Origin of the sequence: Ktedonospora formicarum, assembly GCF_016587355.1 — a bacterium.
GTDB lineage: Bacteria > Chloroflexota > Ktedonobacteria > Ktedonobacterales > Ktedonobacteraceae > Ktedonobacter > Ktedonobacter formicarum.
In genome coordinates this window covers 635,632-658,772 of the sequence record NZ_BNJF01000003.1, presented here as the reverse complement: position 1 = coordinate 658,772, position 23,141 = coordinate 635,632, and the positions used below count along the sequence as shown (strand labels likewise).

General features: G+C 50.6%; 24 protein-coding genes. 18 read left to right on the top strand and 6 right to left on the bottom strand.

The window, feature by feature from the left end; translation table 11 throughout:
- The 6 genes from K3T82_RS29405 (at position 1) to K3T82_RS29380 (ending at position 4,939) form a co-directional block, all read left to right on the top strand.
- Positions 1 to 561 (top strand): dihydrofolate reductase family protein, encoded by a 561-nt coding sequence (locus K3T82_RS29405; RefSeq protein WP_220197078.1) that lies wholly within the window; start codon positions 1 to 3, stop codon positions 559 to 561.
- Between the two features lie 266 nt (positions 562 to 827).
- The gene (locus K3T82_RS29400) at positions 828 to 1,256 is read left to right on the top strand and encodes a DUF1622 domain-containing protein (RefSeq protein ID WP_220197077.1); all 429 of its coding nucleotides are present in this window, start codon (positions 828 to 830) and stop codon (positions 1,254 to 1,256) included.
- A 2-nt stretch (positions 1,257 to 1,258) separates the two neighbouring features.
- Positions 1,259 to 1,597 carry a DUF1622 domain-containing protein gene (locus K3T82_RS29395; protein WP_220197076.1) on the top strand — a complete coding sequence of 113 codons (339 nt, stop codon included), beginning with the start codon at positions 1,259 to 1,261 and terminating at the stop codon, positions 1,595 to 1,597.
- A gap of 105 nt (positions 1,598 to 1,702) precedes the next feature.
- Entirely contained in the window at positions 1,703 to 2,341 is a 639-nt protein-coding gene (locus K3T82_RS29390; protein WP_220197075.1) for a TMEM175 family protein, read from the top strand.
- A 165-nt stretch (positions 2,342 to 2,506) separates the two neighbouring features.
- Positions 2,507 to 3,946, top strand: coding sequence for a GAF domain-containing sensor histidine kinase (locus tag K3T82_RS29385; protein WP_220197074.1), 1,440 nt, complete (start codon positions 2,507 to 2,509; stop codon positions 3,944 to 3,946).
- A gap of 255 nt (positions 3,947 to 4,201) precedes the next feature.
- Positions 4,202 to 4,939 carry a class I SAM-dependent methyltransferase gene (locus tag K3T82_RS29380; RefSeq protein ID WP_220197073.1) on the top strand — a complete coding sequence of 246 codons (738 nt, stop codon included), beginning with the start codon at positions 4,202 to 4,204 and terminating at the stop codon, positions 4,937 to 4,939.
- A 237-nt stretch (positions 4,940 to 5,176) separates the two neighbouring features.
- Here the strand turns inward: K3T82_RS29380 and K3T82_RS29375 are convergent, their stop codons facing one another.
- Positions 5,177 to 6,253, bottom strand: a complete 1,077-nt coding sequence (locus K3T82_RS29375; protein ID WP_220197072.1) for a tetratricopeptide repeat protein — start codon at positions 6,251 to 6,253, stop codon at positions 5,177 to 5,179.
- Positions 6,254 to 6,593: 340 nt separating this feature from the next.
- Positions 6,594 to 7,193: a TetR/AcrR family transcriptional regulator gene (locus K3T82_RS29370; RefSeq protein ID WP_220197071.1), complete on the bottom strand. Its 600-nt coding sequence runs from the start codon at positions 7,191 to 7,193 to the stop codon at positions 6,594 to 6,596.
- Between the two features lie 187 nt (positions 7,194 to 7,380).
- Here K3T82_RS29370 and K3T82_RS29365 point away from each other — a divergent pair, with 187 nt between their 5' ends.
- The 8 genes from K3T82_RS29365 to K3T82_RS29330 all read left to right on the top strand — a co-directional run bounded on the left by K3T82_RS29365 (position 7,381) and on the right by K3T82_RS29330 (position 15,454).
- Positions 7,381 to 8,421: an aldo/keto reductase gene (locus K3T82_RS29365; protein WP_220197070.1), complete on the top strand. Its 1,041-nt coding sequence runs from the start codon at positions 7,381 to 7,383 to the stop codon at positions 8,419 to 8,421.
- Positions 8,422 to 8,775: 354 nt separating this feature from the next.
- On the top strand, positions 8,776 to 9,384 hold the full coding sequence (locus K3T82_RS29360) for an RNA polymerase sigma factor (protein ID WP_220197069.1): 609 nt from the start codon (positions 8,776 to 8,778) through the stop codon (positions 9,382 to 9,384).
- Positions 9,368 to 10,312 (top strand): anti-sigma factor family protein, encoded by a 945-nt coding sequence (locus tag K3T82_RS29355; protein WP_307811221.1) that lies wholly within the window; start codon positions 9,368 to 9,370, stop codon positions 10,310 to 10,312. Before K3T82_RS29360 ends, K3T82_RS29355 begins: the two co-directional genes overlap by 17 nt.
- Positions 10,309 to 11,166 (top strand): ABC transporter permease, encoded by an 858-nt coding sequence (locus tag K3T82_RS29350; protein WP_220197067.1) that lies wholly within the window; start codon positions 10,309 to 10,311, stop codon positions 11,164 to 11,166. Before K3T82_RS29355 ends, K3T82_RS29350 begins: the two co-directional genes overlap by 4 nt.
- Positions 11,166 to 11,927, top strand: coding sequence for a hypothetical protein (locus tag K3T82_RS29345; protein WP_220197066.1), 762 nt, complete (start codon positions 11,166 to 11,168; stop codon positions 11,925 to 11,927). Before K3T82_RS29350 ends, K3T82_RS29345 begins: the two co-directional genes overlap by 1 nt.
- Positions 11,928 to 11,948: 21 nt before the next feature.
- The gene (locus K3T82_RS29340; RefSeq protein WP_220197065.1) at positions 11,949 to 12,875 is read left to right on the top strand and encodes an ABC transporter ATP-binding protein; all 927 of its coding nucleotides are present in this window, start codon (positions 11,949 to 11,951) and stop codon (positions 12,873 to 12,875) included.
- Between the two features lie 325 nt (positions 12,876 to 13,200).
- Positions 13,201 to 13,839, top strand: a complete 639-nt coding sequence (locus K3T82_RS29335; protein WP_220197064.1) for a PadR family transcriptional regulator — start codon at positions 13,201 to 13,203, stop codon at positions 13,837 to 13,839.
- A gap of 13 nt (positions 13,840 to 13,852) precedes the next feature.
- A complete protein-coding gene (locus K3T82_RS29330; protein WP_220197063.1) occupies positions 13,853 to 15,454 on the top strand; it encodes a multicopper oxidase family protein in 1,602 nt (533 codons plus the stop codon).
- A gap of 198 nt (positions 15,455 to 15,652) precedes the next feature.
- On the opposite strand, the gene K3T82_RS29325 is transcribed toward K3T82_RS29330, so the two are convergent.
- The 4 genes from K3T82_RS29325 to K3T82_RS29310 all read right to left on the bottom strand — a co-directional run bounded on the left by K3T82_RS29325 (position 15,653) and on the right by K3T82_RS29310 (position 19,564).
- A complete protein-coding gene (locus K3T82_RS29325) occupies positions 15,653 to 16,390 on the bottom strand; it encodes a COG4705 family protein (RefSeq protein ID WP_420799360.1) in 738 nt (245 codons plus the stop codon).
- 770 nt (positions 16,391 to 17,160) lie between these two features.
- Positions 17,161 to 17,646 carry a sensor histidine kinase gene (locus tag K3T82_RS29320; RefSeq protein WP_220197061.1) on the bottom strand — a complete coding sequence of 162 codons (486 nt, stop codon included), beginning with the start codon at positions 17,644 to 17,646 and terminating at the stop codon, positions 17,161 to 17,163.
- A gap of 107 nt (positions 17,647 to 17,753) precedes the next feature.
- Positions 17,754 to 18,011 carry a histidine kinase gene (locus K3T82_RS29315; protein ID WP_220197060.1) on the bottom strand — a complete coding sequence of 86 codons (258 nt, stop codon included), beginning with the start codon at positions 18,009 to 18,011 and terminating at the stop codon, positions 17,754 to 17,756.
- Between the two features lie 752 nt (positions 18,012 to 18,763).
- Positions 18,764 to 19,564, bottom strand: coding sequence for a COG4705 family protein (locus K3T82_RS29310; protein ID WP_220197497.1), 801 nt, complete (start codon positions 19,562 to 19,564; stop codon positions 18,764 to 18,766).
- Positions 19,565 to 19,734: 170 nt separating this feature from the next.
- Here K3T82_RS29310 and K3T82_RS29305 point away from each other — a divergent pair, with 170 nt between their 5' ends.
- From K3T82_RS29305 to K3T82_RS29290, 4 genes are all read left to right on the top strand, one after another.
- Positions 19,735 to 20,298, top strand: coding sequence for a hypothetical protein (locus K3T82_RS29305; protein ID WP_220197059.1), 564 nt, complete (start codon positions 19,735 to 19,737; stop codon positions 20,296 to 20,298).
- Positions 20,299 to 20,589: 291 nt separating this feature from the next.
- Positions 20,590 to 21,159 (top strand): RNA polymerase sigma factor, encoded by a 570-nt coding sequence (locus K3T82_RS29300; RefSeq protein ID WP_220197058.1) that lies wholly within the window; start codon positions 20,590 to 20,592, stop codon positions 21,157 to 21,159.
- Positions 21,160 to 22,023 (top strand): hypothetical protein, encoded by an 864-nt coding sequence (locus K3T82_RS29295; protein WP_220197057.1) that lies wholly within the window; start codon positions 21,160 to 21,162, stop codon positions 22,021 to 22,023.
- A gap of 112 nt (positions 22,024 to 22,135) precedes the next feature.
- Complete coding sequence (locus K3T82_RS29290; RefSeq protein WP_220197056.1) at positions 22,136 to 23,086, top strand: ABC transporter permease; 951 nt, start codon at positions 22,136 to 22,138, stop codon at positions 23,084 to 23,086.
- Positions 23,087 to 23,141: the final 55 nt, after the last annotated feature.

Below are 23,141 nucleotides of genomic sequence, written 5' to 3'. Positions count from 1 at the left end.
ATGGGAAAAGTCATGTTCGGCCTGTCAGTATCGTTGGACGGATTTATCGCTGACAAGAACGATGACATCACGGAAGTCTTTGCCTGGTTTGCCAATGCCTGGGATCGTTTCCATGAAGTGGTGGGTGATTCGCTAAACGAGACGGGCGCTGTGGTCATGGGGAGGCGCAGCTTTGATCAGATATACAACGAAAATGGGTGGGTCTTTCCCGATGGCACGGCTCCAGATTGGCCGGTTGTAGTCTTGCAATCGGCACCTCGCGAGGCGGAGCAGAAAGGCAAGACACGCTTCTACTTTGTCAATGACGGTATTGAAAGCGCCATAGCGAAAGCCCAGGAACTTGCGGGCGAGAAACATGTGGCCCTACACGGTGCCAGCGTACCCCAGCAGGCTTTGAAGGCGGGCTTGCTCGATGAGTTCCATATGGCGACCGCCCATGTGCTGCTGGGTGAGGGCGTCCGCCTCTTCGATCACCTTGGTTCAAAGCCATTGCACTTGGAGCATCTTCGCACGCTCGAAACGCCGGGAGCCACCCATCTCTCTTTTCGCGTGGTCAAATAAATCATCATCCGATTATGACCTCTCAGCGCTGAAGCGCTTCGCCGAATCAGGGGATGTGGGCGGGTTGCCATTGGCAATCCTGCCCTCATCCCCTTCTCTCACTTGTGGTAGTGGTCTGTGAGCCATTTTATGTATTCACGTAAGCGCAACCATTTCCACGCCATGATAGGCTAAGAGTATTAGCAGGCTTTTACACGATTACGCGAGAGCGCTCGGCCTCACATATGTAGCCGCGTCGCTTTAGCAGCGGTTCAAAGAGGAGAGATTTGGCGTTGGAAGAAGTGTTGAAGCTGTGGACGAGCTATCTGGCGTCAGGAGTTGAGGGGGTTGCGGGGCTCATTATCGCCTTCGCGGCCTTGCAGGCAACAATGCGTACCATAGGGGTCTTCTTTAGCAGCTATAAGAACGCGGGCCATATGCAAGAGCCCCAGCCTGAACGCATTCGCTTACGCCTGGGGCGATGGCTGGCACTGGCCCTTGAATTCGAGCTTGGGGCCGACATCTTGCGTACAGCCATCGCTCCAACCTGGAATGAAATTGGGCAGCTTGCCGCCATCGCGACGATACGAACGCTATTGAATTATTTCCTTCAGAAAGAGATTGACCGGGCTGCGCAACGCCAACCCTCCTCACCAGACACGTCCTCCCCCCCGCCAACTACAAAGGGGCCGAATAGTATCATGCGGGAGCTATGACTATGCTCTTGTCTCCAGTCTTCAATTTCGTGTTCTGGGCGGCGCTTATCGAGTTCATTGGCGCGTTGCTTATTGTTGGCTACATTGTGGCGGCCCTGTTCGCGCTATTGCGCAGGCGTAGCATACGGCAGGCACGCCTGCTGGTCACCGATGGTGTTCTCTATGCTCTTAGTTTCAAGGTGGCTGGAACACTCCTGAAGACCATCGAGTTGCAGTCATGGCGGCAGATTCTCATGTTTGTGGCGATCCTTGCCCTGCGAACGGCGCTTAAATACGTCTTTCAATGGGAGCGCGCCGAACTTGCCAGCGAAAGGGAGAGCTTGATTGAGCGTTCCAGGTGATATAATGGCTCCTGCTAACGTATGCTCCATACAAATGTATTTCTGTGTGGCTGATCACTATATATGACTGTATCGCTACAAGCCAATCTGTGTGAGGAATTGCTCTTGAAGATTCATTACAACCTTTTCGCGGGTCGTAGTCTGGAACGGCTATCCGCTCTGAGCGATGGTATTTTTGCTATTGCTACTACTTTACTTGTGCTCAACCTGCACGTGCCCCAGGCAGCAGAGGCGGCGGCGCACCTCGATTCGGAGCAATTACTCCTTGGGGCTCTGCTCAGGCATTTACCGGAACTCGTTACCTATCTCATGAGCTTTATGACCCTGGGTATCTTCTGGATTGGGCAGCAGACTCAAATGAGTCACTTCACGGAGAGCAACCGTAACTATTCCTGGATACAACTGGGCTTCCTGGCGACGGTAACGCTGATGCCCTTCTCTACCTCGCTGCTAGCGACATTCATTCAATTGCGCGTAGCTCTGATCATCTATTGGCTGAATATCCTCCTCATGGGGATTGCCCTCCTTGTGGGCCTGATCTATGGGCAGCGCTCAGGTCTGCTCAAAGAGCAGTCAAGGCAGGAGACGAGGCACCAGTTCAAGCGTATTGTTATCGCCCAGGCGCTCTATGCCGTTGGCGCGCTACTCTGCATCATTCATCCCTATGTGAGCATCGGCTTCATTGTGCTTGTTCAGCTCAACTATGTCATCGCGCCCAGAATCTGGAAACTGGACCGCATCTAAGAGGAATCCTTCCTTCATTGTTTGCACAGAGGCTAGAATTGTCCTGCTGAATTATCTGCTCTGATTGGACGGCTGCAAAATAATAATAATGTAGAAAATATTTAAAGAATTTGGAATGAATATTATGTATGTCGGTTTTAAGCTGATACTGCGCAGAGAAATGTTATGAAAAAGAACCGGTCTGCCTCCAAACGGCCAACGGCAACAGCACAGATAGGACAAGAGCAAAACACATCGGAGCTTATCGAGCAGCCATTAATAACGTTTGTTTCTCTGCTTCAAGCACTACCAGTTCTTCCATCCTTAATGTCACCTCAAAAAGCCTGGTACGCGCTGACAGAAATGAAGGATCTGGCACAGCACCTGATCCTACTTGCCAAGCAGGAAATTGATTGTGATCAAATCGGTATGTTTGCGCTCTCGTCTCCTGGAGAATATTTACATCTTGTGGCGGTCAGTGGATTTGCGCCGGAAGAAGCTCAATTCCTACAGGAAAGAACTGGTATTCACTCCCTCTCGGACTATTTTGATGCAGAAGTGGTAGCCAATCTTCATGTGGGACACGTATGCCAATTTTCTCGCGATCGCGTCCATATTCCTCCCGAATACGAGAAAATGATGCGAAATCAGAACGTTCTTATTGCCCCTCTCTCTACCAGAGATTCCTTCATAGGCGTTCTTATTACAGGAAAACAAGGTCACGGAAATGTCTATTCTCAAGAAAATATTGAGGTTGTAAAAGCTATCGCCACCTTGAGTGTGTTGGTGCTTGAGCGTTTCTTTGTGATGTATGAATGGATGCAATCTCAAGCAAACGCGATGGCGCTCGAAGAGACGAATCGACGCATGAACGATTTTCTCAATTTGACCAGCCACGAGTTGAATACACCACTCACTAGTTTGATGGGAAATCTTCAGTTAGCTCAACACCGGCTACAACAATGCGAGAGCGAGAACACCGATAAGCCACGGCTGGCAAGAAGCTTTGAGCGTATGCAACACGTTCTTGAGAAAGCCTGGTCAAGTGCTTGGCAGATGAAGCACCTCATTAATCACATGATTGATGATTCGCTCCTCCAATCTGGGAATCTTGTCCTCCATAAGCAACATCACGACATGGCAGAACTCACACGAGAAATTGTTGAAGATGTACAAGAGACTCATCCACAACGTGTTATACGCCTCTCCTTTGCCGAGCCACAGCCAGATTATCAAGTATATATTGATAGAGCGCGTATACAAGACATTTTATATTGTTTTCTCGATAATGCTCTCATCTATACGGCAAACGAAAGCCCCATCAATGTCTGGGTGGGTAAGCAAGATGTGTCTGTTCGGGTGGCGGTGTGCGACCAAGGACCAGGTATACCACCCGAAGAACAACCTCATGTCTGGAAACGCTTCTATCGTGGAAAAGGTGTGAGCATCCAACACGAGCTTGATTTAAGTATGGGTTTGAGCCTCTATCTGTGCAAGCGCTTTGTCGAACTCAATGAGGGGCAGGTTGGTCTTCATAGCACACCTGGAATGGGTGCCGTGTTCTGGTTCTCGCTCCCTCTGATCAATCATGATTCTGAAATCTCGCATCAAATACAAAGCAACTGATCTAAGCACAATCAAACACTGTTTAGTGAAATGAGGTAAAGGAGGGATACATAACCTATCTTCTCTTAACAATCCCAAACAAACCAAATCACTCTTTTAAAGTGTGAAGCGATATCGCGCCCGTGTGAGGCCCATGAGTTGCGCAACGAGGTATCTTCTGTAGATTTCTGCCTCTCCCGAATCACCTGCCACAAAGAAGCCTGGATGGTATACTCCCAGGAGAAGGTCTTTTCGCCATCACGCAAGGAGAGAGCTATGACGCAAGCTTCTTACAATGATATCGCGGAGTGGTATGATCAATTCCTGCAAGAAAGGCCAGTGTATAAGGAAGTGATTCTGCCCAACCTGTTAGCACTCACTGGAGAGGTCAAAGGAGAAATCATTTGTGATCTGGCTTGCGGCCAGGGCTGGGTCGCTCGCGAGTTGGCCCGACGCGGAGCGCAGGTCACTGGTCTCGACCTGGCCCCAAACCTACTGGCGCTCGCCCAGCGCTATGAAGAGCAGGAGCCACTGGGAGTTAGGTATATGCAAGGAGACGCTCAGCGTGCTGAGGGGCTGAACGACCAGCAGTTTACCGGCTGTGTCTGTGTCATGGCGCTGATCACTATTGCTGATTTGCAAGCAACCTTGCTGAGCATCCGACGGATTCTCCAACCGGGAGGCTGGTTGGTCTTTGCCATTCCTCATCCCTGCTTCGAGACCCCTCACGCTCAGTGGACTTCGTTGCCTGATCCAGAGCATCCACTCGGCAGGATTGTCACCGGCTATTTTGACGAACGGCAATGGTTCTCATCGAACCCAGATGGAGTTCGTAGCCGGGTAGGAGATTATCACCGCATGCTCAGCACGTTCCTCAACCAGCTCGCCACCGCCGGTTTTACACTGGCGCGGGCCCTCGAACCAGGCCCGTCAGTCAAACAGGCTGAGCGAGTGCCGGGCAACCGCGAAGTCCCCACGCTTCTTCTAATCCGTGCTCATCTCTCAGGCGGTTGAGACACATCATTCTCTCTTGATTACTGCCATTGCTCACCTTGGCAACGCCACAAGTATTTGGGCAAATGAGGACTGCGTACGGATGAAGATTGCGCGTATTGAGGGTGTGAAGAGGTGTCCACATCGCGCTAAGCGCGACGCGGACCTTGAGTAAGGCGTGTCTCACTTCTTTCGATCAGGCGAAGGATGCCGCCATGGACCGAGATGTGCTCAAAGCGCCGACCCTCTGGTTGGTAGCTAGCTAGATATTCGCGATATCAACTGGATCATTGCCTGATTGCCGGGATCAGTGAGCAAGAGCTGATGACAGATGGACAGAGCGGCTTCATCATAATGCAGATAGGCAAGGATATGCGCCTTTGCTTCGAGCGCAGGAGTATTGCCTGGTTGTATGCGTAATACTTGTTCAAAGGCTGCTAATGCCTCAGGATAGCGTTCAAGCTGAGAGAGGCATATTCCTTTGTTGAAATAGATGGAAGGGAACTGTGCTTTATAGAGAGGATCGGGAAATTGTCGCGTCGACAGTGCAATGATGCCTTCAAGTTGATCCAGAGCTTCACGGTAACGTTTTTGATTCATCAGCGACTTTATCATGGTATTATAGCTCTCATCTACAATGACAGGGTTTGAAATTGCTGTGTCTTTTGGGGTGTTGTCAAGGACATGTTGAGCAGCTTGCATGTTGTGAATGACTGAATTCTTCGCAGGCTGTACTTGCAGAATTTTCTTATATACATCGAGAGCGGCTTCATAATATTGAAGAGCCAAAAGGGTATTTCCTTTCTCTTCAAGGGCATAAAGATTTGATGGATCAATGTAGAGGGCCTGGTCAAAATCCTCTAACGCCTCCTGGTAACGTCCCAGGTCAAAGAGGACACCGCCCCGGTTATAATGAGCCTTTGAGTGGCGGGGATCAAGCTGGAGCGTCGTATCTAAGAAATCGAGGGCTTCGGCTGACCGTCCATATCTGCCAAAGATACAAGCGATATTATAATAGGTGCTTGCGTGATCAGGCTGAATGTGAAGCGATTGTTCATACGCTTGTAACGCTTCTTCAATACGATTGAGAGCGCTTAACAATACGCCTTTTTCATAGTACACACCATTGTATGTTGGATCAAGCTGAATGCACTGATCATAGACGTGAAGCGCTTCCTCTTTTCGTCCAAGTTGCTCTAATGTTTTGGCCTTATTGAAGTATGCAGCCAGGTCTTGTGGGTTGGCGTTAATAACCTGGTCAAAGGCGGCTAAGGCTTGCGTGAATTGGTGGTTATTAAACAGGCTGACGCCTTTTTGAAAAGCGGGACTTTCCATTCTGTTCTTCCCTTTCTGAGTATCAAGATATACCTTAGCGGGTGTGGGCTCAAATCCTCAAATGAGTATCTATATTGAGCAATGGCAGATGTGGTGAGGTGTATAGATAAGTAAGCAGAGGATCTCTATCTGTTATGAATACCACAATAGCAAGAAAACGCCATTCCCCCTATGGCATAGATCACATTTGCGTGATCGCTGTGGAGTAAACTACTTTGCTGGACACACGCGGTGTTGGTGGAAGCAGGAACCAGGCACTGAATATGGCATGTCCACAATTGGGGAAGTTCTGGATAATGGTTTGACTATTCAGGGAGTCTACCTGAGGTCCCTCTGATCTCTACACTCGTTTGGTGTCAAGAGCCAGGTGAGTTACGCCCTCCATGACGATCAACAAGACATCATCGGCCACCTGTTCCGCCGAGAGCTTGATGCCCTCCTGGTACCAGTGGGCCGCAGCTCCCAAAATTGTCCAGCTTATTACCCGGGCGATCGTTTCCACTGGGACTCGAAATTTGGTACCAGCGCTCATCTCCTGTTTGAGCCATGCTAACAGGAGATCGGCCAGTGCATCTTTGGTGGCCCGCTCAATCAGCGGATCAACCACCTCCGTCGGATCGCACTGATGATACTCATCCTCGAAGTGTTCCAGTACAACCTTCATGAGAAGACGCAATGTCTGCTTATTCCAGCGCGACTCTGGCGGAAGACTCTTCTTTAGGAGTTCTTGAAACTGATCATGAATCAGCTCATCCAGTAAGGCGTATTTGTCGAGATAATGGGCGTAAAACGTTCCTCGATTGACATTGGCCCGGTCGGCAATATCCTGAATCGTCATCGCCAGAAAGCCTTTCTCCTTCATCGTCTCGATGGCCGCTTGCCGTAAGAGTTGATGTGTGCGTTGAACGCGCCGATCCATACTCTTCGGTGGAGTCGCCATAGCGTGTTCTCCCTTCTTCACGGTGTATCTATCACCCAACAAAATTCACTATTTGTCCCCTACCCGACAAAAGCGCGAGTTTGCCGATTGATTGCCTCCATTTCAAGCCCTAGTATTATAAACGACCGTTGCTTCGGGAGCAACGGCTGATCACTATCCACCAGATGTAGGAAAAGGAGAAAACGTCATGCAATATACGACACTGGGAAAGACTGGTTTGGTCGTCTCCAGGCTCATGTTGGGCACGATGACCTTTGGTGAAGGCACCTCTTACGGCTTCGATCATCCGGTGAATCAGGAGCGTGCCAACAATATGGTCTCTCAGGCTCTCGAAGCTGGTATTAACTTTTTCGATACAGCAAACAACTATGGTGAAGGGCGTGCTGAGGAGTATCTTGGCCGTGCCCTTGGTTCACAGCGCTCAAATGTTATCATCGCTACGAAACTTGGCGCTCGGACAGGACCGGCCCTCACAGACGCCGGCCTATCCTACCGTCATGTTATTGCATCAACAGAAGCCAGCCTCAAACGATTGGGAACCGATTATATCGATCTGCTGCAACTCCATGTTCCCGATCCCCTGACACCCTTTGAGGAGACGGCTCGAGCCCTTGATCATCTTATCCAGCGTGGCCTGGTTCGCTATGTGGGATACTCCAACCTGAACGATTGGCAGGCTGCAACCTTCCTGGCAACGCAGCGCCAACATGGGTATGCTCCCTTTGTTTCCGCGCAGATGTATTACTCGCTCTTAGGGCGCGACATTGAGTATGGCGTGGTGCCATTCTTGCGCTATGAAGGGTTGGGGTTGCTGGTCTGGAGCCCGCTTGCAGGTGGTTTCCTGAGTGGGAAGTATTCGCGAGAGCTGACTTCAGAAAGTTCTGGACGGCTGGCCTCATTCGATTATCTCTCCATCCTCTCTATCGACCGCGAAAAGGGCTACACGGTTATCGAGAGACTCCGTGAGATTGCAGCAGCTCATGGGGAAGCGACCCCTGCTCAGATTGCCCTGGCCTGGTTACTGACAAAGCCCGTCATTTCCTCGGTCATTCTTGGGGCTAGTACACCTGAGCAATTTGCTGACAATATAAATGCTTCCAACCTTTGCCTTTCGCCAGAGGAAGTAGCGTCCCTCGATTCCCTTACTGAGCCAAAGCCGCTCTATCCCTATCGATGGCGAGCAAGCGGCGGCGATTCTGTAGTACGACAAGCGCTCAACATAAGCTAAGCTGTGCAAGTGAGGCAGCCTTTCCACGGTTTTCGTAAATTAACTTCACAAATTCGCCCAGGAATTCCTGGGCGAATTTGTGAAGTCCCGGCTTTCTCAAGCTCAAATTTATTCAAAGATTGATCCCAAATACTACATGCTCTTGCAGTCTCAAAAGGAGTGGCGTGCTTACTTTTGCCTGTAGGCAGGTGGTACACGATCATAGAGGTCGTGAAAGTAGAGATCTCCATGAGCAGAAAGCAAACAGATCCAATGTCCGAGAAACATGCCAAAGAGCATGACACATGTTTTGGGCATCGGCCCATTGAACCTTTTGGAGTATCTGCGGTACATACGTATAAGGAGGCAAATCTCATGATAATCATAGGATGCCTTAGAGCAATACCCATCCAGGTTCGTGTCAAACCCAGCCCACCGGAAAACGAGCATACGTTACTACAACGTGTAGCTCGCAAGGATCGCACAGCTCTGGCTGAGGTCTATACGCGCTTTCAGCGCCCCCTCTTCGCCTACCTATTTCACCTGTTAGGGCACAAAGAGCAGGCTGAAGACATATTACAGGAGGTAATGCTCGTTGTCTGGCAGAAAGCACATACGGTCAAGGGCAACGGTTCCATGTCTGGTTGGATCTTTGGAATAGCTCACCATCAGGCATTTAAAGCCCTACGTCAACCTTCACGAGTCATGCTCATTGAGATTGAGGCTGCTTCAATGATACCCGATACAGCCCTAGAGCCAGAAGCGCACGCGCTCTATCAGGCAAGCCAAGAAGAGCTTACGCAAGCGCTAGCTTGTCTGACTCCCGAACATCGCGAGGTCCTGGAATTGGCCTTCTTTCAGGATTTCTCCTACAAAGAGATTGCGGCGATTATTGGCATCCCAGAAGGTACTGTCAAGAGTCGCCTTAGCTATGCCCGGCGCGCTCTGAAGGCCGCATTACTTCGGAATGGATGGGAGATATAATCATATGTTCAACCCATATAGCAATTCTTCGACCTCCACTACCTGTCCACGAGAACATCTGGAAGCATACATCAATAATACTCTTGCGTATGAAGAGCGGCACATGATAGACATCCATTTCAAACAGTGCGCTTCCTGTAGGAAGGAGTTTGAGCACTGGTCTCGGATATATGAGACACTGCAGGCAATCAAAACCCAGACTCCCAATCCTAGACCCGATTTGTTTCAACTGGTGGAGCAACGCATTGATGAGCGGAATGTTGCCGCCTCTCTGCACAGACTAGTGGAGCATACATTCAGGCTTGGTGGCATTGTAATGGAACATGTTGGGGCACAGCTTCGCCTTGTTCGTCACGACCTCTGGTGGATGCCACTGCCACTGATTCCTCTGGCTCTAGCCATAGCAATCTTCGCGCGACAGATGGAGTACTCTGCCCCTATATTAGCCTTTCTTGGCTCACTCATAACAGCCCTGGGTCTTGCCTTTCTGTATGCTCGCGAGAGCGATCCTGCGCGGGAGGTGATTCTGAGCACACCCATGCCTGCTCACCTGCTTCTCTACTTACGTAGCGGCATCATGTTCACTTATAATCTGTTGATCAATCTGCTCTGCCTCCTCCCGCTGCTGCTCACGCAAGGAACACCTACCCTCTCCTGGTTTATCACGAACTGGCTGGCTCCTCTCTGCTGTCTGACCGCGCTTTCGTTACTGGTAAGTGTCCTCTGCAACGCGAATGCCGCCATCTTTCTCTGTATGCTGCTCTGGATTCTACGCCTACTTGCAAGCTCCACACAATTTCATCCCATCAATTTTGCACAGCAATATGAGAGCTTCTGGCACCAGAGTCCAGCCCTCTTTCTCATCGCCTTTATAGCCGCTTGCATATCATTGCTTTTTATCAATAGAAGGGAACGTTACATACTATGATGCCAATATCACTGCTAGTTCCCAAACCAGGGCCACGTGCCACGCTTGGGCAGCTTTGGGCAACCATCGCTGCTGAGATACTCATGCAATGGCGACGCTGGGGCTTCTGGCTCGCCTTCCCTCTGGCAGGCTCGCTTGTTGCCCTGATCTACATCCAGAATGCCATAGACATGCAGAATAATGGGGTCCTACTCACACAACGTTTTGCTCTGGATATGGCAGGAATTGTCAACCTCTTTACCTTTCTCAACACCTATTACAGTACTGTGCTCTATGCACTCATCGCATCCTTGTTGGTCGCGGACCGCCTACCACGCGATAGGCAACTTGGGATGCTTGAATTACAACGGGCAGCTCCATTTGGTCACGGGGTCTATGTGCTTGGCAAGTTCCTGGGGAACTATATCGCCATTCTGGTTCCGGCCTTTCTCAGTTACTTGATCTGTGGCAGCATTCTTGTCTGGTTGGGATTGTCAACAGACATCTTCTGCAAACTGGCCTTGGCCTTCACGCTCGTTTTCTTACCTGCGTCTGCCGTAACCGTTGCCCTGACCCTTCTGTGCTCAAGCCTGTTCCCCTTGCGTGTTGTGCAGATTGGCTTTCCGTTACTCTGGCTCGATGCAACCATCTCGCTCTTCGATTGGCCTACGATTAGTAGAACCATCTTTAATCCTGCAGGTCGCTACGTCTATCCAGTATTCTTCCCGACCTCTTCAGTGGGAAAGGCCATTTCAGACCATCCACTTGTAATGGCACAACTCAACATTGTCATCCTATGGCTCACCGCTAGTATCTCTCTGATAGTGCTCTATATCAGCCTGCACTATCAAGCACGAAGGAGCGCAGGAAACTAATGTCGAAATCAAGAATACCGCTTGGGTATGACTCATCGCCCTCTTCACATGCCATGCCCTGGCGAGAATATGTCTTACTCGCCTGCTATCATCTACGCCTCCTAAACTGGTGGCTCTATGCGCTTATGCTTCTAGGTTTTCTTGGTTCTTGTGCCATCTTCTGGCTCCAGATACGTACGGGTACAATAGAGAGCATCCATCAAGGCGACTCCTTAAGCCGTTTCATACTCGAAACGGGTGCGGGACTGATCTCAGGGGCACTTGCCAGTACCCTTGTGATAGGTGATCCTTTGCTCGAAATTTCAATGGCGACACGAACGGGCATCCTACGCATTCTTTTGTGGCGCTACCTACTCACCTGCCTTACCCTGTTCGTCTGCTCAGTAGCCTATCTGGGCTGGACATTACACTTTGGGGCAACGTACACACAACAACAAAGCCCCCTTTCCTTGCTTTTGGTCTGGCTTGCTCCAGTCGCACTATTGAGCATGTTGAGCATGCTAGGAGCATTTTTTACATGCAATGCGACGCTGGGCGCAACCCTCTCGATCATCCCTCTTGTGGCTGACGTATTCTTGCATGATGAACTACTCAGCATCGCTGCGATGCGCCCCATCTTCATTCCCTATACCTATTGGGCACATGATGCCCCCGATTGGTGGGTCAACCGTCTCACCTTACTTGGAATCGCTGGCACGCTCGCGCTCTGTTCTTGGTGGCGACTGAGGCACGAAGAACACCTGCTCAGTGATGCTCGTTAGAAGAATGAAAGGAGGCTCTCAATGTCTATCACTATAGAAAATGTGAGTAAAAACTATAGTTCCGTCCAGGCATTGAAAGGAATCACACTACATATTGAGGATGGCATGTTTGGTCTACTTGGCCCTAATGGCGCAGGAAAGACGACCCTACTGCGTATTCTGGCGACGCTGATCCGCCCATCGAGTGGGCAGATAACCATTGATGAATATAATGTCCTTACGCAATCTGGATGCAAAGCCATTCGTAGCCAACTTGGTTATCTCCCACAAGAACTTGCCTTTTACCCCGATCTCACTGGTCGAGAGTTCCTCGATTATATGGGTCTTCTGAAGCGCCTGTATGACAGACCCGCGCGCCGTAAGCAGATGGATGCGCTGTTGGATGTCGTCAGCCTGAGCGCAGTAGCCGACCACAAGGTAAAGACCTACTCAGGAGGGATGAAACGCCGCCTCGGTATCGCTCAAGCCCTATTAGGCAATCCTCGCCTGCTGATCGTTGATGAGCCAACTGCAGGCCTGGACCCAGAAGAACGCATTCGCCTGCGCACATTGCTCTCACATCTGGCCCACAGACGCGTCGTCTTGCTTTCTACACATGTCGTCGAGGACATTAGCCAAACATGCAGACACATCGCTGTGCTGAATAAAGGTGAAGTTGCCTTTCAGGGTCTCACTTACCAGATTACAAAGGAGGCCCAAGACCATGTCTGGCAATTCCGAACAGACACTCCATATACCCCATCACTGGAGCAGAGCACCATCTCAGTTCTACCACAAGAACATGGAACCCTCTATCGCATCGTAGGACCTCGCCCAACAGCTCAAAACATCACAGATCTTCAAGCCGTTGCCCCCTCTCTAGAGGATGGCTATATCTGGCTTCAACAACGCCACACCCTGAGCAAACGAACGCCTACAAGGAATCATGAGGAAGCCTCACTTACTTGAAACCATCATGATGCATTGCGTGGGAGCAGGAACGTGATTGCTGATAGGAGCATACTGAAGGCCGCGAGCCTTCGCCCTTTCCATTGTGGCCTGAATGAAACAACCAGAGTATCCAATGCTTTGTAGTCCCCATGCCATGTGCGAACCATTAGCGATCATATTGTCCACCTCGCCTTGCGCGTCTGCCGGTTCCGCTACCAGAATGAGCAAGGTCCACAACTATCTTTGCAGAACACATACCCGATGGTCAGCCTTGCTTTTTCTATATCGATTCGGTATACTGGATGTAGTAGTATCGAATCGATATAGAAATGCAGGCAGAGCAATGACAGAGAAGCAGAATCTACCAGAGAAAAAGGATGTTGGGCGAGTCAGTGGTGGACGTAGCCCGCACCCTGCATATGAACTGTTTGTGGTGGGCGAACTCATGAATGGCCCTCAACATGGGTATAAACTCCATGCGATTATACAGCGCATTCTGGGTCCATTTCATCGGCTTAGCTGGGGGACGCTCTATCCCCTAATTCGTCGACTTGAACAACAAGGCCTGATTACCTCTGAGCATGATCAAGCTGAGGTTGCAGAGGGGCAGAGGCAGACACGCAAGCTGTATCATCTCACTGAAGCTGGTCGAGACCGTTTCTTCGCCATCATGCATGATCCGGGCGAATATACTCCGGACTATCCAGACCTGTTTGCTGTCAAGCTCTCGAAGTTCAGCCTGGTAGATGCATCCCTACAGCTTGCTGTATTACAGCAGTATCGCGAGTACCTCCGCGTTTTGCGTGACCATTACATGCGCGGAAGCGCTATGGTGCGCTCGAACCCTGGAATTGAGGCACAGGAACGCCCTTTTATTCTGCAGTTGGCTGATTACCACATTCACTCATATGATGCGACATTAGACTGGATTGAGACAAAAATTAGCATTCTGATGGAACAACAGGAAAAAAACGAGAAGTGAGAATGGCGAACATATGAAGAAACCACAAAAAATAGAACAACAAAAAAGTATCATCGCACCTCAGGAAGGGGAGCCGGGTACGAACAAATGGACGCGAAAGAACAGAGGCAAGCGCATACTTCTAGGCGTACTTTGTCTCCTCCTCATAGCTGGTGGTGGCATTGGGTGGGGCGTATGGTCTTCTCGCTATCCTGATAGGATCAATATGGGGACCGCCTGTCAGATGGACGGTATGAAAGACATGAGTATGAGCGATATGGAAAAGATGTGTCAAGCTGGCAATGCTGGCCCTGGTACACCTATAGACACGCTCCAAGCGCCACAGACAGCCCCACGCATTGATACATTTACGCTTACCGCCCGATCTGCGCATCTTTCCTTTGGTTCGGGCAATTCCAGCGATGCCTGGACATTCAATGGGACCTCGCCTGGACCCACCCTTCACGTACGGCAGGGGGACCTGGTGGTTGTCCATCTTGTCAATCATCTTTCCTTTGGGGTCACCATCCACTGGCATGGCATGATCGTCCCCAATAGTGCAGATGGGGTCGCAGGCGTCACCCAGGACGCCGTCAAACCAGGTCAGACCTATACCTATCGTTTTCTGGCAAAAGAAGCTGGGACGTACTGGTATCACTCACATCAGGAAAGCTTTGAGCAAACAGGCCATGGTCTTTATGGAATAGTCGTCGTTGATCCTATCACCTCAACAGTACATGATGACGTCGATACAACACTTGCGCTCCATTCCTGGAATAGCAGCCCAACGCTCAATGGAACCATGGGAACGGTGCATGTTTCGGCCCAGCCTGGTCAGTGGGTTCGCCTGCGTCTGGCCAATACCGATAATTATCCCTATCATGTGACCCTGCTTGGAGCATCCTTTCTGGTTGCTGCGCTTGATGGGCACGATCTCAACGGACCTACGCCGTTGGCAGCGGTTCCCCTCTCGATTGACGGAGGACAGCGTTATGACCTGCGCTTCCGTCTCCCTGAGTATGGTCCAGTCGCGTTGCTCCTTGCCAAAGATGGTGACCAACAATATACGAAGGTACCCGCAGTGCTTGTGGGGCAGGGACAATTTGTTGCCAGTGTCCTTCCCTCTCTTAGCCAGAACGAATTTAACTTTGCGACCTATGGGCAACCACTAGCAGATCCCATTACCCTTCAAAGCCACTTTGATGTGACCTCTACCATCTCGCTTGGCTTCACGATTGGTTTTTCTAATGGTCGACCCGGGCCGGTCTTTACCTTAAATGGAAAAACCTTCCCGGATAGTCCTGAAATTGTGGTCAAGCCGGGGCAACTCATTCGACTCCATTTCGAGAATAATGCGGATAGTGGTATTCACCCAATGCATCTGCATGGACATACCTTCACTGTCCTGACAAAGAATGGTCAAGCACTGGCCGGCAGTCCTATCCACCTTGATACGATCAGTGTGCGACCGCATGAAAGCTACGATGTAGCCTTTTACGCAGATAATCCTGGACTATGGATGCTCCATTGCCATAATCTGTATCATGCGAATCATGGTATGGACATGATGATCGTATATCCCAACATCTCTACTCCCTATACCATTGGCAATGCATCGGGAAATTTTCCCGATTAAGAGAGAACGAGTGGGCAAACTGATGCAGCTTCCATCTCTCACACCGGGCTGCATCAGCCCTTCGCCGTCTCGCTCGGGCAAGCCTCTGCGAAGCAGGAAGCCCTCGCGAGGTGACTCGATCAACCCCTCGCTTTCGCTATGGGGAGGATGTCAATAATTGTGAGCTGAAACAATCACAAATGGACATTCTTCCACCCTTCAGGCCGCAGGAGTGTTCTTATCTTTGTGGGTAATGCTCAGGTAGATGACCAGGCCTATAATCACAAGCCCTAAAACCAGGCTCACCAGCCCTGTCCCTAGCCCAACCCCACCCTCACCCTGAGCTTTCCCAAACCAGTCGGCGAATGAAGCACCGAGCGGTCTTGTCACTATGTACGCGAACCAGAAAGCAAAGATCTCATTCAGCCCCAATAGCCAGTAGGCAAGAGCTGGTAGAGCGAACAATACAGCGAATAGGACCCCAGAAGAAATGTAGCCTAAACCCAGCGTTGTCGCGGTCATGTCGCCTAAAGCGGTGCCGAGCGCGAACGTCGCCATGACTGTCGCCCAATAAAACAGCTCGCGACGACGTGTGTAAATGCTGTGAATAGAGAGCGTTTTCTCGCTCACATACCAGGCGACAAAGATGACGACAAGCGCAATCATAAACATCACAGTCGAGATAAGATATGGTATGCCAAATCCAACGTGCAATACATCAGCAGCCATCGTGCCAAATATCGCGACCATCGTGACAGTAAACCAGTAAATTGCCGCCACATAGCGCCGTACCGAGAACTGTAGTATGAGTGCGATAAGCAAGCCCACACCACCAAGGGCTACAGCGATAACCGGATCAAGTTGGTGAGCGAGATAATCCGAGGTCGTTTCGCCCATTGCAGTCGTCAACAATTTAATGATCCAGAAGTAGACGGTAATTTCAGGAACTTTTTTCATGAATTGAGTCGCGCGGCGCGGAGGTTCGACAATCCCTCGCTGTGTGTTTACAATGTCAGGTTTGTCCAATTCAGTATCCATGTTTGATTGATGTTGTTGTATGCTTTGATTCATGTACGCTATTTCCTCGCTCTCTCTGCTTATAAAATAAAAGAAGCTATTACTTCCGTAGTGTATTGGACCACCAGATAATTAGGCGAATCTCTCATAGAGGCACGCGCTCCTCGATAAGCAAAGCAACAATGATGAGAATAACCGTTGCAACGAAGAACTCCGTTCGCGTTAAAGTTAGCCTGGGATGTCCTGATAAGCATCTATCGCTGAACCAAGAAACCTGCCCACTACTGCGCCAAAGAGTGCGAAAATCAGGCGTAGCGATGATCCAACGAGTGCAGAAGGACGGCATATTTCCTGTCATGAGTGTCGGAAGACACTCGAAGATTGGGAGATTACCGCCGATCATACAGAACAATTATGAGAGGAGCGTGAGAAGAGACAGAGCGAACTCTCATTTCTTGCTGAAAATTGAGCCAAACCACGGGTCAGCCTGGTTGGCCATTACTGGTGCAAACGATGCGAGGGAGTTCATTCAAAGTGATGGTTGGGGTGAATGGAGTTGATTGGCCTGAGGCGTGTTCGTAAAGGCAAGGCTTAGTTTTCCCTCACCACTGTTTCCAGTCATATCATGTTTTCTGTTTTGCCACTTGTGCGTCATTGGGAAAATATCACTTCCGGAGCTCTTCTGCTACGAAACTGGGTCAATAATGTCTTCAGGACGTATTTCTTTCCTGCGCCAGAGTCTCTTTGCCCTGTTTCCCATCAGAGCCAGAAGGCAATGCAACCCAAAATGTGGTCCCTTGTTGCTCTGAGGACTCTACCCAGATTCGTCCCCCCTGTTGCTCAACCATATATTTACTAATCGTCAGGCCAAGCCCCCACCCGGTGATGGCGGAATGCCAGACATGATCGCCCCGATAAAACGGCTCAAAAAGTTGTTCCTGCTGTTCAGGAGCAATAAAGGAACCATCATTATGGACCGCCAAGAGTACTTCTTCCTTCTTGGTACATACCTCCACTCGCACAGTGGTATGAGCCGGTGAGTATTGGAGCGCGTTGCTGATCAGATTGAAGAGAACCTGATAAAGCCGATCTTCATCAATTTGAATGATGATCTGGTCTGAGGAATATATGAGCACAATCTCATGATTGGTCAAGGTATCAAAATAGCTGATGACCTCACGGCAGAGACCAACCAAATCGCAGCTTCTTCTTCGTAAGGGAATGTTTCCAGTATGGAGATAGGTGAAATTGAATAAATTGTCAACTAAGGAATGCAAACGCTGTGTTTGCTTTTCTATCTTTGCTAAATTTGTTGGCAAAAAGGCGTAGTTTGCAGGCAATGGGGTTCTCGAACAAGGCGACGTAAGGTGAGTTGCTCGATCCCCCGGAGGCTCGTCAGGGGGGTCCTCAATTCATGTGATGCCTGAACCACAAAGCGATCGCGAGCGCCGCTCGCTCGCTCCAATTGCTTGTTAATCTCCTGTAATTCCTCCACATGGTGAGAGATTATCTTATTGGCAATGAAGAGCTGGTCTCGATAATGTTTCTGGCGAACGACCACCCACAGCGCCACGAGTTGGATGACGATAAACTGACCAAATAAGAGAATATTGGGCCAAATAAAAAATGTGATGCTTCCAAGGGGGGAACAATCCAGTAATCTAAAGCAAGGATCTCAATCACTAACGAGAGGAGCGCTGGACCAATTCCCCAGATCCCTCCAACCAATAACGTAACAATAACAAACGGTGGCATAATAAAAAAGTTGCGGAGGCCAGATACGCTCTCCAACCATGGGATCAAAAAGGCCACTCCGGTCAGCGAGAGTGCAACGGAATAACCAATGAGAGGCGAACGCCACCATTGATGAGGATGACGGGCCAGTTGAGATGCGTGTTGCTTATGAACTCTCTGCATACTGTGCACCATAACCATTTCTGCGAAAGAGTTGGAGGTATGCCATTTTCTATGCCAAATATTCCCGCGAAGCCGATTTCGGTTGTGGGGGCTTCCCCTTTCCCTGTTCTTCCCTAAAAAAGTGCCTTCAATTTAGATCAGAAGAACAGAACGAGTGCACATTATCCTTCCTTCACTATCATATCACGCTACCCTTCTCGATCCAGTAACAGGATATATGTTGAGTTTTTCGCCATATATTAGTTTCCTGAGCTTGAAGGTCAAAACGTGAACCCAACAACAGTCCAAGGAAAATAAGAAGAGTGGGAAAGAGGTTGTTACAGCCTTCTCTCCATTCCCACCGATGAATCGTGCTGGTACGCCTCTTCTCCCAGAACGAGAAGAAGAACGCAAAGTTTATTCCAGAACACGACGCTGTTCCATTTGCGCACGAGAGCGGATGTGGCGCTTCATCCCTGCCATCAATGACCAGGGCTTTTTTGCCACCTTCTCTGTAAAGAGAATGAACACGATAAGAATTGCAGCAAGGATGAACGAGGAGCCGACAGTGCCAAAACCCAAGCCACCTTGTGCATGTGGTTTTGTAAGAAGATCACCCATTGTCGCACCGAATGGGCGAGTGAGAACAAAAGCTATCCAGAACAAGAGGGTTTTAGAGATGTTGGTGAAAAAAGTAGCGAAAAGTATCAGCGTTAGTAGACCTGAAATGAGAAGCACGCCTCCCATAAATCCGAGGTGAGAATCATCTGCCAGGAAATCACCCAGAGCGGTCCCCAAAGTGTTTGAAAAGAGGATTGCGGCCCAAAAAATACACTCAATTTTCACTGTGGTGATAGCGTTTACCGAGAAAGAAGCTTTACTGAGTCGCCAGAACCCAAAAATAGCGAGCAAAAGGGTGCAGAGAATCAGGGAGCCTTGAGCATAGCCCAGCCCTAAAGTGCGATCCATATAATCGGATATGGTGGTACCAGCGGTACTGGTTGTAAGAATGACGGTCCAGTAAAGAAATGGATGATACTTTTTCGAGAGAAGTTGCATTACCAGTGCAATGACAAATAGCCCAATAAAGAGCAGAGAACTCATCGCATAGCCGATATGCATGGTCATAGATAAAAGATCGCCACCCGTTTCACCCAAAGTGGTTGCACAAATCTTCATGATCCAGAATGCGATGGTAATTTGAGGGATTTTCTTCATCAGCATGTCCTCCTCCTACATAGTTTACTGAAGAAGAGAAGTGACGCAGAGAAGAGTACTGACTCTATCGAAGTAACTGTACAGAAGTAGATGTGCGTTGTAAATAGTGTATACTTCCTTTGCGCTTAATTGCTACATTCCATCATGATTTCATCAAGGAGATTCCACAAATGCAGAACATTCCACCACAATCAGTGTATCCACCACAGGTGATTCCTCAGCAAATATCACGCTCGGGAGGGCGTGTTGCACTTAAATATGGATTTATTGCAGGTGCTATTTTGAGTGCCATCTCCATTGTCGTATTTATCACTTTTCTCATTCCAGGTACGAGCGATGCGCTCTACAATATGTTCCCTCAGGCTTTACTCGGCAACTATATCAGCCTCTCTAGCACCATCGTCAGCTTGTTTGTGGCCCTCTTGAACATGATTGTCTACTTTTTTGTTGGTCTACTTACAGCCAGAAGTACAGGAAAAATGGGAGCTGCTATGCTTGCCTGTCTATGGGCGCTTCTCTGTTTCCTCGTCATTGATATCTGTACATATGTTATCGGTGCCTTCATGATTCTTCCTCTTATAGATGTACAAGTACAATCCATAATTTCTCTGCTGATTTCCTATGTATTCGCCTTTATGATTGATCTGGTTCTAGCCCTCGTGCTGGGGTTTGGAGCAGGAGGATTGGGAGCGTTGATCGGGAGGCAAAAAAACAGCTTCGAGCCTCTTCGCTAATGCTCTGTAGATGCTGTTCCTCGTTTTTGCTCTCAGTTTGCTACATTGACAGTGAATAATATCAAAAGAAAGCCGCTTGTGTACTAATTTCACAGCGGCTTTCCTCCCTTGGCCCTCTCTTGCCTAACGCAGAATAATCCTGCCTGTGGATGGCCCCAGGACAGGGAAACACGAACCATCATCGATGTGCTTCCATCAAGTAGGATGCGTTTGACCTTCACGAACCTTTTGTGGCTCTCGCTCGTAACAGGGAACAGCACACGGCGGAAAGGAGTCCAAAAGTCGCGTTCTATGCAGGAGAGAAGTGATGAACAATTAATGGCGGCCGTGATGGCAGGCGATCAGGCGGCATTAGCCGGGCTGGTGACCCGCCACCACGGTCCACTCCTCGGCTATCTCTACCGTCTCGTCGGTGGTGATCGGCAGCTTTCGGAAGATCTGGTTCAGGAAACCCTGCTGCATGTGTTACGGCAGCGTACATATCAGGCTGAGCGCCCCTTCAAGCCCTGGCTCTACATGATTGCCACCAATCTGGCACGCGACTATTTCAAGTCTGCCCCGGTGCGAAAGTTGTGGCAAGGGGGGAACTCTGAGGAAGCCCTGCTGCGCCTTTACGATAGCGAGCCTTCCCCGGAGGAACGCGTCCTGGCGGCAGAACGGGGCAGCGAGGTGCGGGCGGTGCTCGCTCAGCTTCGGGAGGAATATCGCATCGTGATAGTGCTCCGCTTTTATCAAGGTTTCAGCTTACAAGAAATCGCTGAGACGCTGCAAATCCCTCTAGGTACGGTCAAATCGCGTCTTTCGGTGGGCGTTCACCGCTTGCGCAGTATGCTGGCCCCAGTACAGAAAGGAGTGGACTAGATGCTCGATCCCCAATCATCCTGGCCGTTTGAGCGACCAGAGCAGTTGACTGACGCACTGCGTGAGCAGGGAGCCACGCCAGAAGAGCGTGCCGAATTACTCCCCACCTTGCGTCGCCTGTCCGAGTGGCAGGCACCACAGCCGTCACCCGCAGATACCCGGCATCTGCTCGCCCGGCTGACGAGTGCGTTGCCTGCGCTCTCGCCCGTACGCCAGGCCATTCGCGAGCAAAAGCTCCGCCAGCGCACCAGCATCGCCTTTCTGCTGGCAATGGCCCGCACGCAGGTCAGCCTCTTTGGTCTGGGCTTCTGGCTGGTGAGCGCACTTATCACGTTGATCGGCGCAGGGGTTGTGTTAAGCAAGGTGGTTTCAGATCAGGATGTAGTGCTACGCGCCAGCGGGCCACTACTGGCCTACCTGGGAACCATCGCCGCCTTTCGCGGCAGAGATGCGCGGGTGCTGGAATTGGAGCTGGTCTGCCTGCCTTCCCCACCGCAACTGGCCATAGCCCGGCTGGTGATTGTGCTGGGTTATGATGTTGGCCTGGGCCTCGCTCTGAGTCTGGTGCTCTGGGCGGGTGGCACCGAGCAGGTGCTGGCGCTGACACTCTCCTGGCTCATGCCCCTGCTCCTTGTCGCGGGACTAGCCCTGCTGCTCTCTTTGCGCCTCTCGATCCAGACAGCAGCCTCCCTGGCCTATGGGATCTGGCTAGCTATCCTGGCCATCACCACTACCTCTCATCTCCAGGCGCTTCTGCTCGCGCCTGCGCGGGAGATGCTACTGGGTTGCATCGGCCTGACGGGGCTTGCCATCGCGCTGCTGCGCATGCACACCGCCATGCACCGCCTGCTCCCCCATTCCTAATGTTTGCGAATGCTTGCCGCGCGTTCGCGAACCTTTTCCGGGGCTGGCTCGTAAGAGGGCACGTGCAACACTCGCTGCACCTCCAAAATCGAACACATAAAAGGAGTGTACCATGAATATTACTGCGTTGACCAGCACCGGGAAGACCACCCGAGCAATCGATAGCCCGCATCCGCTTTTGAGCGTTATGGCCTGGGAGCTTCGTCGTTTCTTCGCCAGCCGCCTCTTCTGGCTTCAGGCCCTCGGCTTCTTCTGTTTCCTGCTCTTCGTAATATGGGCTATGAAGATGCCATCCCAATTCGGCAGGCCGACCATGCCCGGCAAGGAGGCGTTGGATGGTTTCATTACCGGAACCAGCGCCTGGGGACTGCTTATGAACCTTCCATCAGCGTCTTTGCTGCTGCTGGTTCTCCTCCTGCCCTTTGTCACGGCTGATGGCGTGACGCGGGATCTGAACCGACGTACCCACGAACTGCTCCTGACGACCTCGCTACCGACCTGGGCGTATGTCTGGGGACGCTATCTAATAGGCCTATTGGTCAGTCTGGGGCTGGCATTGCTCTTGCTAGCTGCCATCCTTTTGATGGGCCTGCTGCTGCATCTGACCATCCCGGCGTATCCCCTGCCACCAACCAATGTCGTGCTGCTCCTCTGGGTCGGCATGGTCTTACCAGCAACGGTCCTGGTCAGCAGCCTCGGCTTCGCCCTGAGCACTTTGTTTCCACACCTGACCAATCTGGTCAAGATCGTGATCCTGGTGGCGTGGGTCATAGGAGCGGTGATTCTCCCCGCCGGGCTGCGCGGCACCACCCTCCCTGCCTGGTATGTCAATTGGGACCCAACCAGCGCGGTTACAGCGCTCGGACTGCTCCCCAAGTATTCCCTTAACCTCAGCACGATCACTAACCAGACGCAATTTCAGCAGATCCTCCTCACTGTTGAGAACCAGATGCCCGACATCACAGGCTGGTTCGCGCCCCATCTGGTATTGGCCGGTCTCAGTCTACTGCTAGTGCTGATTGCGGCCCTCGCCTTCAAACGGTCCCGCGACGTGCTAAGCTAAGCTGTTCGTACACTACGGAAATGATTATGAGCGGGAAAAGAGCAGAAGCAAGGAG